Source organism: Candidatus Methylomirabilota bacterium, from assembly GCA_036005065.1.
Classification (GTDB): domain Bacteria; phylum Methylomirabilota; class Methylomirabilia; order Rokubacteriales; family DASRDR01; genus DASYQW01.
In genome coordinates, this window is record DASYQW010000269.1 from 1 (window position 1) to 6,538 (window position 6,538).

General features: G+C 69.8%; 9 protein-coding genes and 1 riboswitch. Of the genes, 2 read left to right on the forward strand and 7 right to left on the reverse strand.

Annotated features, from left to right (window positions below; translation table 11 throughout):
* The 4 genes from VGW35_18685 to VGW35_18700 all read right to left on the reverse strand — a co-directional run.
* The coding region (locus VGW35_18685; GenBank protein HEV8309694.1) for a dynamin family protein at positions 1 to 351 on the reverse strand (351 nt) is incomplete at its 3' end.
* Between the two features lie 561 nt (positions 352 to 912).
* A riboswitch (Fluoride riboswitch) is annotated at positions 913 to 979 on the reverse strand.
* A 137-nt stretch (positions 980 to 1,116) separates the two neighbouring features.
* On the reverse strand, positions 1,117 to 1,431 hold the full coding sequence (locus VGW35_18690; GenBank protein HEV8309695.1) for a hypothetical protein: 315 nt from the start codon (positions 1,429 to 1,431) through the stop codon (positions 1,117 to 1,119).
* Positions 1,432 to 1,674, reverse strand: coding sequence for a hypothetical protein (locus tag VGW35_18695; GenBank protein ID HEV8309696.1), 243 nt, complete (start codon positions 1,672 to 1,674; stop codon positions 1,432 to 1,434). It abuts the gene before it with no gap.
* Positions 1,675 to 1,765: 91 nt separating this feature from the next.
* Entirely contained in the window at positions 1,766 to 2,542 is a 777-nt protein-coding gene (locus tag VGW35_18700; protein ID HEV8309697.1) for an aldolase/citrate lyase family protein, read from the reverse strand.
* 233 nt (positions 2,543 to 2,775) lie between these two features.
* Here VGW35_18700 and VGW35_18705 point away from each other — a divergent pair, with 233 nt between their 5' ends.
* A complete protein-coding gene (locus VGW35_18705) occupies positions 2,776 to 3,534 on the forward strand; it encodes a 3',5'-cyclic-nucleotide phosphodiesterase (GenBank protein HEV8309698.1) in 759 nt (252 codons plus the stop codon).
* A 35-nt stretch (positions 3,535 to 3,569) separates the two neighbouring features.
* On the forward strand, positions 3,570 to 4,517 hold the full coding sequence (locus VGW35_18710; GenBank protein HEV8309699.1) for an MBL fold metallo-hydrolase: 948 nt from the start codon (positions 3,570 to 3,572) through the stop codon (positions 4,515 to 4,517).
* Positions 4,518 to 4,656: 139 nt separating this feature from the next.
* On the opposite strand, the gene VGW35_18715 is transcribed toward VGW35_18710, so the two are convergent.
* Genes VGW35_18715 through VGW35_18725 form a run of 3 tightly spaced genes read right to left on the reverse strand, consistent with a single transcriptional unit; the run spans position 4,657 to position 6,301 of the window.
* Positions 4,657 to 5,598 (reverse strand): M28 family peptidase, encoded by a 942-nt coding sequence (locus VGW35_18715; GenBank protein ID HEV8309700.1) that lies wholly within the window; start codon positions 5,596 to 5,598, stop codon positions 4,657 to 4,659.
* A gap of 49 nt (positions 5,599 to 5,647) precedes the next feature.
* Positions 5,648 to 5,905 carry a hypothetical protein gene (locus VGW35_18720; GenBank protein HEV8309701.1) on the reverse strand — a complete coding sequence of 86 codons (258 nt, stop codon included), beginning with the start codon at positions 5,903 to 5,905 and terminating at the stop codon, positions 5,648 to 5,650.
* A 33-nt stretch (positions 5,906 to 5,938) separates the two neighbouring features.
* Positions 5,939 to 6,301 carry a hypothetical protein gene (locus tag VGW35_18725; protein HEV8309702.1) on the reverse strand — a complete coding sequence of 121 codons (363 nt, stop codon included), beginning with the start codon at positions 6,299 to 6,301 and terminating at the stop codon, positions 5,939 to 5,941.
* Positions 6,302 to 6,538: the final 237 nt, after the last annotated feature.

The following is a 6,538-nucleotide window of genomic DNA, read 5'->3' on the forward strand; positions in this document are numbered from 1 at the left end:
CTCGGCTGCGAGGACGCCCCAGTCCCGACTGGTCCGGCCGGCGAGCCGCTCGGTCGCGCTCACCTCCAGGAGGCGGATCGGTCGGTGGAGCCGCTCGCCGAGCACCCCCTCGGCGAACCGGCGCGCCTCGTCGCGCTCGGCTTCGGCGAGCCGATCCGCCTTGTTCAGGACGAAGACCAGCTGATCGGTCTCGCGCGCGATCTCCTCCACCAGGGCCAGCTCCTCCCCGGCGATCGGCGGATCGGCGCCCAGGACGACCAGAGCCGCGTCGACGTGCGGTACGAACTCCCGCGTGACCCGCGTGTTGCCGGTGAACACGGATCCGATTCCGGGCGTGTCGACCAGGCACATACCCGCCCCTGTTCGATGAGGTCGTCTCGGGCCGCCCCCCGCGATCGCTCACCCAGGTTCATGTCGCACATGAGGCAGGGCCCGGTATCCCGGAGCCGGCGCTCCAGGCGCCGGGCCTGCCAGCGCCCGGACAGGTCGAAGGCGCCGAGCGCGCGCCGCATGAGGTCTTCGTAGAGCAGGGCTGGCCCGTGGAAGTATACCTGCCGGAACGCCGCCTCGACGGACAGGGCGCCCCAGGCATGCCGGCTGCAAAACCCCCACGCCCGGCGGAGTCGCTGGCGGACGTCGGGATCCATGATGCTCCCCTGGATGTACCACCAGAGATAGTGGATCTCGCCGTCCGAGAGCCAGCCGGTCGCGGTCGCCACCGCCGGGTTCACCGCCCGGCCAGGATCCCCGGCTCTCCGGGCGAGCCGGAGAATCTCGGCACCCCTCGGCGCCACATGAGGGAGGACTCCAGGTACGAGGGCGGCGAGTCGTCCTGAGCTTTTCGGCGTCCGACGCGCATGGCCGCGTCTCACCCCCCGTGGCAAGGACAAACAAAAACTCCTACCGAAGGCGCCTTCAGTAGGAGTTATCAGCCCTCGTCAGGGGCGGTTAGGGGGCGAACTCCATCGCCCGGGTCCGTCTAGAGACACTTAACGCCATCGGCGGCCGGCTGTCAAGCGGCCGAGGCGCGGCTGCCGTACGCCAGGATCGAGAGCCGCCAGCGACGCCGGCTCGAGCGGGAACACGAAGCCGAGGCCGCAGCGGCGAGGAGGTTCGTCAGCGCGAGCTGGGGGGCGGCAGGAGGCAGAGTCCCTGGGCCTGGATCCCGAGCGCGGTGTTGAACTTCGCGCGGAAGTGCTCGGTGGCGATGGTGACCGCCAGCTCCACGATCTGGGGCACCGTGAAGTGCTGCCGCAGGGGCTCGAACACCGCGTCGGTGACCGCGGTGGGCGTCGCCGTCACCGCCTCGGCGAACGCGAGGGCGACCCGCTCGGCCTCGGTGAAGAGCGCGCCCTCGCGGAACTTCTCGACCGCCTGGAGCTTCTCGAAGGTCGCGCCGTGGCTCATCCCCCGGGATGAGTTGATGTCCATTCAGAACGGGCAGCCGATGAGCTGGGCCACCCGCAGGGAGACCAGATCCCGCAGCTCCGGCGGGAGCTGCCCCGACTTCTCGAGCGCGATGCCGAGCGCACGCGAGCCTCGGATCAGCGGCGGGCAGTGCGCCATGACGAGCGCGGGCGCGAGCGGAGCGCCCCAGAGCTGGGTCTGCTCCGCGAAGATCTCGCGGAGCTCCTCGGGCACGTCGGCGGGATCGAGCGGGGAAATCCGGCTCACGGGCACCTCCCGAGGCGGGGGCCGGCCGGGCCGGCTCGCCCCGTCCATTCCCTCGCGTCATCTGAGACCGAGCGGGCGGCCGCGGCCCGGGTCATTGCGGCCGGATCTCCCGGGTGAACCGAGCCAGGACTTCCTGGGCGCCCTGGACGAGCAGCGCCGTCTCGGAACAGAGCGTCAGAAACTGATACCCCCTCTTGTAGAGCTCGCGGGCCTGGTCCCAGCTCCGCGTGATGTTCCCGAGCGCGATGCCCTGGGACTTGGCCGCCACCTCCACGCGCTCCATGGCCGCCTGCACGGCCGGCGCGCCGGGGTTCCCGAGGTACCCCAGAGAAGTGGACAGATCGGCGGGACCGATGAAAAGGACGTCGATCCCCGGGATCTTGACGATGTCCTCGATCTCGGCCACGGCGGTCGCCGTCTCGATCTGAATCACCACCAGGATCTCCTCGTTCGCCCGCTTCCAGTACTCCGCGGCATGCCGGCCGTATCCCCCGGCCCGGTGGCTCCCGGCGATCCCCCGGATCCCCTCCGGAGGATACTTGGCGGCCCGTACCGCCGCTTCGGCCTCGGCGCGATTGCCGATCCAGGGCACCATGGCCCCGTAGGCCCCGAGGTCCAGCACTCGCTTGATGATGGCCGGGTCGTTCCACTGGACGCGCACGATCGGGATGGCATCGCTTCCCTCGATGGCCTGAAGCTGGCCGAGCAGCGTCTGATAGTCGCCATGGCCGTGCTCCATGTCGATGAGGAGCCAGTCGAACGCCGCCCGGCTCATGATCTCGGCGCTGATCGAGCTGCAGAGGCTGATCCAGGTTCCAGCTGTCGGCTGCCCGGCCCGGAGCGCGCGCTTCACGTGGTTAGTCTTCACCCAGTCCAATTCCGCTCTCCTTCGCTCTTGACACTTCGTGGACAGCTGTGGAATATATCGGCGACAACGCGCCAGGCGCGGGTGGCTTCATCACCCCAATGCAGGGCTGGCGGCGAGGGCAGCCCAGCAGAGGCGGGCATCCGATCCCCTCCCCTGACGGGTGCGATCAATCATGCTCAGCGCGGTACCTCACTATACGCCACCGACCTCGGAGCCGACAACCGCGAGGGCGCATGCGCCTTGAGGTCCTCGGCTGCCACGGAGGAGATGTCCCGAACCTCCGGCTCCCGACGTTCCTCGTCAACGGCCGGGTGCTCCTGGAAGCCGGGGCCGTCACCGCGGCGCTTCCTCTGGAGAAGCAGGCCGATCTCCAACACGTCCTGATCTCCCACGCCCACCTGGATCACATCGTCGGGCTCGCGTTCCTGGTGGACAACATCCAGTCGGCGGCGCGCTCCCGGTCGGTGACCACGGCGTCGCTGGCCCCGATCATCAAGGACCTCCGGACGTACTGCTTCAACAACCGCCTGTGGCCGGACTTCACCGCGCTGCCCAGCGCGGAGGCGCCGGTGCTCCGGCTCGAGACGCTGGTGGAAGGCGAGCCGACCGAGTTCGGCGACCTCTCGGTGATTCCGGTCCCCGTCAACCACGCGGTCCCCGCCACCGGCTTCGTCGTGTCCGACGGGACATCCGGCTTCGTCTTCTCCGGAGATACCGGACCCACCAAGCAGCTCTGGCGAGTGGCGCGTCACGTGCCCGCCGTCCGGGCGGTCGTGGTGGAGACCGCGTTCCCGAATCGCCTCGAGTCGCTGGCGCGCGCGTCGGGACACCTCACGCCCAAGCTCCTCGAGCACGAGATCGAAAAGATGCCCGACGGACCGATCTGGATCTACCACATCAAGCCCGCTTACTACGAGGAGACCGCCGACCAGCTCAGCCATCTGGACGGCCGCGTCGAAATCCTCCAGCAGGACCACACCTACACCTTCTGACCGCCCGACCCCACATCTGGCCGATGGCGACCCGCGTGTCGCTCCCGGAAGTCGACCGCGTCGAGATCCTCACTGTCCTCGACCTCTCGCTGGATCTCCTGATGACGGGCAGCGAGACCGTCCGGCGGGCGTCGCTGGCGGGCGTCGTCGGCCAGGGCCGGACCACGCTCCGGGCCGAGCACGGCTTCTCCTGCCTGGTGACGGTGACGGCCGGCCCCCGGAAGGCGTCCTTCCTGATGGACGCCGGCCTCACCCGCGACAGCCTCCTCCACAACATGGACCTTCTCGAGATCCGCCCCGGGGACCTCCACGCCATCGTCCTGAGCCACGGCCACACCGACCACGTGGCGGGGCTGACCGGGCTCCTGTCCCGGACCGGGCGCCGGCGCCTCCCGCTCCTCCTCCATCCCGACGCGTGTCTGCGGCGGAAGATCGCGCTGCCCGACGGGAGCGAGGTACTGCTGCCACCTCCGGACCGGCGCGGCATCGAGCAGGAGGGGGTGCAGATCGTGGAGGAGCGCGGCGCCTCGCTCCTCCTGGGCGGCCTCGCGCTCGTCACCGGGCAGATCACCCGCACGACCGAGTTCGAAACAGGATTTCCGATCCACTACGCCGAGGTCGACGGCCGGTGGCAGCCGGACCCGCTGATTCATGACGACCAAGCGGTCGTCATGAATGTCCGGGACAAGGGACTCGTGGTCCTCTCGGGGTGTGGCCACGCGGGGATCATCAACGTCCTGCGCCACTCGATGGCGCTCACGGGAGTGGGGCGGCTCCACGCCGTCCTGGGGGGGTTCCACCTCACCGGGCGGCTCTTCGAGCCGCGCATCCCGCCGACGGTCGCGGCCCTGACGGCGATGGCCCCCAGGCTGGTCGTGCCCTCCCACTGCACCGGCTGGCGGGCGACCCACGAGATCGCGCGGGCCCTGCCCGACGCGTACGTCCCCAACAGCGTCGGGACGACCTTCATCGTCTCCGATTGAGCTGGGAGCGTATCGGAGTCACCCGGGGCCGACCACCGAGCGCGGGGTGGATCGAGGAGTGCTCCCAGCGGCGGCTTCGCCGCCGCAACCCCTCCTGGGGGAGGTTTGGGAGGGGGCCGTTGAGGCCCCCTCCCATAGTCTACCGCGCGCGGCGCTCCAGCTCGGCCTCGATGGCGGGCAGCGCCTCCATGATGACGTCACCGACGACCCGCAGGCTCTCCGGCGCGACCTTGTCGAGTGTGTCCTCCGGCGTGTGCCAGTAGGCGTTCTCCCCCGGCGCCCCCCCGTAATCGAAGTCGATGAGCAGCGTCGCCGCGACGCCGGCGTCGAGAAAGGGGGCATGGTCGTCCTCGACGGTCTGCCGCTCGTCGAGGAAGTGCCGCCCGGAGCCGAGGCGGCGGGCGGCGGCCCAGATCAGGTCGGTCAGCCAGGGCGTGGAGGACGATTCCCGACGGACACCGAGATCCTTGTCCCCGATCATGTCGCCGACGATCAGGACACGGAGGCGCGCCAGCTCGCCGGAGGCGCGGAGAGCGGCCACCAGGGCACGGCTTCCATAGAGGCTGTCCCGGGCGCTCCACTGCTCCACCGCCTCCTCGCCGTCGAAGAAGACGAGCCAGTACGTGTAGCCGGGAGGCGTTGCCCGGTGGCGAGCCGCCAGAGCCCGGCCGAGCTCGATGAGCAGCCCGGTCGAGGAGCCGCCGTCGTTGGCGCCGACGAACCGGAAGGCGGTGAAGAGCTTCGTGTCGTAGTGCCCTCCCACCGCGATGATCTCGGGGCGGCGGCCGGGCCACTCGGCGATCAGGTTCACCATCCGCACGGGCCGGCGGGGAGTCTCGGCCGTGAAGGCGTGCTCGCGAACCCGCCATCCTGCCCGGCGCAGCTCACCGGCGATGTAGGCTCGGGCCTGGGCGATGGCCGGCGATCCCGGCGGGCGGGGGCCAAACCCTACCAGGCGCTCGACATCGCGGTAGGCGCGGGGGCCGTCGAAGCCGGAGGCCGCCAGCAGGGAGGCGACCGAGCCGGCGACCCCGAGCAAGGCCAGAGCGGCGACGACCCGCGCTCGGACCCGTACCCTCACGGCGGTCTCGTCCCGACCGCGGCGTAATAGTTCAAGCACGCATGAGGAATCAGGACGGGGCCCGGAACTTCTCCGCGCAGGCCGAGCTGCAGAAGTAGTAGGTGGCGACGCCCGTATTCCGGGCGATGGCCGAGCGGCGCGGCACGTACGTCTCGCAGACCGGGTCCTTCACCAGGTCGTTGCGGAACGCGCGGGGGGCGCCGGCGCGCGGCGACCCGCGAAGCCCGGCCAGGAAGCCGGCGATGACGGCGCGGAGAATCAGGTAGATCAGAAGCGCGAGGACCGCGAGGGCGAGAAGCCGGACCACAACGTTGGCGCCGCGTGAGCCGTCGCGGTCCGACTAGCCGCTTTCCGGTCGGATGTGGAGCGACTTCAGGAAGTCCCGGTCGAGCCTGGTCAGCTCGAACCGGAGCTCGGTCGGGTCCGGCGCGGCCCCGATCTCGCGCACCATGTAGGTCGCGTCCTCCTCGGCGGCGGTCGCCTCGGGGGCTTCGGCCGACTCGTTCGGCTCGCCGTCGCCGTCCTCGTCGCTCTCGCGGGTGTCGGCCGACTCGGCGTTCGCCACGAAGAAGAGCCGGGCCTCGTATCCGTTTCGCACGAGCTCGGCCAGCGCGTCGCGAACGGCGGCCGACGTCGACAGCGATGTCTCGACGGCTTGCATCAGCTTGGCCATGAGGTCTCGAATCGCCTCGTCTTTGTCCATGACACGCCCCTCAAACTCAGGATAGCTCCCACCCCTTCGAGTGTCAAACTGGAGACGCTCATCGGGGCGTGAATCTGAGCGACGACCGCGCGGGCGCTAGTCATAATGGAATGACCGGCTCCGATCGCAATGCGTAGGTTACGCTGCGAGCGGAGACCCGTAGCGCAGAGCTACATACGAAAGGAGCCGGTCTATGACTAAGAGTACACGATTCGTGGGCCTGGATGTTCACGCGGC

Bases quoted from the DNA above. Each gene is read 5' to 3' on its own strand.
- VGW35_18690 (HEV8309695.1), bottom strand. From the start codon at position 1,431: ATGGACATCAACTCATCCCGGGGGATGAGCCACGGCGCGACCTTCGAG.
- VGW35_18705 (HEV8309698.1), top strand. From the start codon at position 2,776: ATGCGCCTTGAGGTCCTCGGCTGCCACGGAGGAGATGTCCCGAACCTC.
- VGW35_18725 (HEV8309702.1), bottom strand. From the start codon at position 6,301: ATGGACAAAGACGAGGCGATTCGAGACCTCATGGCCAAGCTGATGCAA.